The sequence below is a fragment of the Streptomyces alkaliterrae genome (assembly GCF_007097205.2).
Lineage (GTDB): Bacteria > Actinomycetota > Actinomycetes > Streptomycetales > Streptomycetaceae > Streptomyces > Streptomyces alkaliterrae.
The window spans coordinates 1-1,692 of record NZ_VJYK02000552.1 but is presented as its reverse complement, the minus strand read 5'-3'; the positions used below and the strand labels follow the sequence as shown (position 1 = coordinate 1,692).

The following is a 1,692-nucleotide window of genomic DNA, read 5'->3' as shown; positions in this document are numbered from 1 at the left end:
GGACGTCGGTTGGGGTGGCGAGTGGGTCTTGGCCGTTGATGAGGATCGTTGGGGAGCCGGGGAAGCCGATGCGTTCGGCTTCCCGCTGGTTGGAGGCCGTCCGGGGTGGTGATGGGGGTTGCGGGTAGGCCTCAGTCGTCTGGGCAGCGCCGCCGCCCGACCTCCGTCGCAGGGAGTGGCGGCCTGACCGGGGGCGTCCGTCTGTCGCGGAGTGAGGTGGCTTCGCGTGGTGCCTCGGGGTGCGGAGTGGGGCGGCCTAGGGTTTGGGGTTATGGGTTGGTGGATTGCTGTGCTTGGGGTGTTGGTGGTGCTGTTGGCGTTGCGGGACATATTCCACACGTTGTGGCATCCGACGCGGCGGGGCGGAGTCAGCCGGTTGGTGATGGCGGCGTTGTGGCGCGTCTCGCGGTGGGTCGGCGGGAAGCGGGTGGCGGGCGTCGTCGGGCCGTTGGGGATGCTGGCGGTGGTGTCGATGTGGGGGCTGCTGCTTGTCGTCGGGTGGGCGCTGGTCTATCTGGCGCGGATGCCGGACGGCTTCGCGTTTGATCCGGGGCTGCGGCCGGAGGACCGCAGCAACGTGCTGGACTCGTTCTATCTGTCCATCGTGGCCGTGGGCACGCTCGGGTACGGGGACGTGGTGCCGGTGGACGGCTGGCTGCGGGTGGTGTCGCCGCTGCAAGCGCTTGTGGGGTTCGTGCTGTTGACGGCGGTGGTGTCGTGGGTGCTGGGGAGCTACCCGGCGCTGGGGCGGCGGAAGGCGTTGGCACGGCGGTTGGCGATCCTGCACGAGGTGGACTCGGAGGCGCCCCAGCCGCCGGTGGTGTGGGGGGCGTCGACGCTGGAGTCGTTGGCGTCGGAGGTGATCAGGGCGCGGGTGGACTTCGGGCAGTACCCGGAGACGTACTACTTCTTCGACGACGACGCGGGGCAGGCGCTGCCGTTGTGGGCGCCGTACGCCTACCGGATGGCGTGCCGGATGCGGTCGGAGGGGGAGGGCGAGGTGCGACCGGCCGCGGCGGTGCTGGAGCGGGCGCTGGCCGATCTCGCGCGGACGCTGGACCTCCACTTCCTGCACACCGAGGGCTCACCGGAGGTCGTGTTCGACCGGTATCGGGAGGAACACGCCCGGCGGTGAGCCCAGTGTGGAGGGGCGTGGAGCGTGCGGTGTCAGACGCCGGTGGTGCCGTCGACGGCTTCGCGGAGGAGGTCGGCGTGGCCGTTGTGGCGGGCGTACTCGTGGATGAGGTGCAGCATCACCAGGCGGAGGGAGACCTCCGTGCCGGAACGGGGGTCGGTGGCCGTCACGTCGAGGGAGGGTGCGGCGCGCTCGATGCGGCGGGCGTGTTCGATCTCCTGCTGCCAGGCGGCGAATGCCTCCTCGCGGGTTGAGCCGGTGGCGTCGTAGGCGGCCTGGTAGTCGCCGTCGACGGACCAGACGAGCGGTACGTCCTGGCGGTCGACGATGCGGCGGAACCAGGCGCGTTCGACCTCCGCCATGTGGCGGACGAGGCCGAGGAGGGTGAGCGTGGAGGGCGGCGAGGCGCGGCGGCGGAGCTGCTCGTCGGTCAGGCCCGCGCACTTCATCTCGAGCGTGGCGCGGTGGAAGTCGAGGTAGTCGCGCAGCATCCGCCGTTCGGAGGCGGTGGTGGGAGGGAAGGGGCGACTGTCGGCGTCGGCGGCCATGGTGGTGAC

Annotated in this window: 2 protein-coding genes; one reads left to right on the top strand and one right to left on the bottom strand. The window is 71.1% G+C overall.

The genetic code is table 11. The annotated features are described in order from the left end of the window. Positions 1–289: 289 nt before the first annotated feature. Complete coding sequence (locus FNX44_RS29590) at positions 290–1,135, top strand: potassium channel family protein (protein ID WP_323369684.1); 846 nt, start codon at positions 290–292, stop codon at positions 1,133–1,135. Positions 1,136–1,167: 32 nt separating this feature from the next. On the opposite strand, the gene FNX44_RS26645 is transcribed toward FNX44_RS29590, so the two are convergent. Further along, positions 1,168–1,683 carry a DinB family protein gene (locus tag FNX44_RS26645; RefSeq protein ID WP_228450284.1) on the bottom strand — a complete coding sequence of 172 codons (516 nt, stop codon included), beginning with the start codon at positions 1,681–1,683 and terminating at the stop codon, positions 1,168–1,170. Between the last annotated feature and the right edge of the window lie 9 nt (positions 1,684–1,692).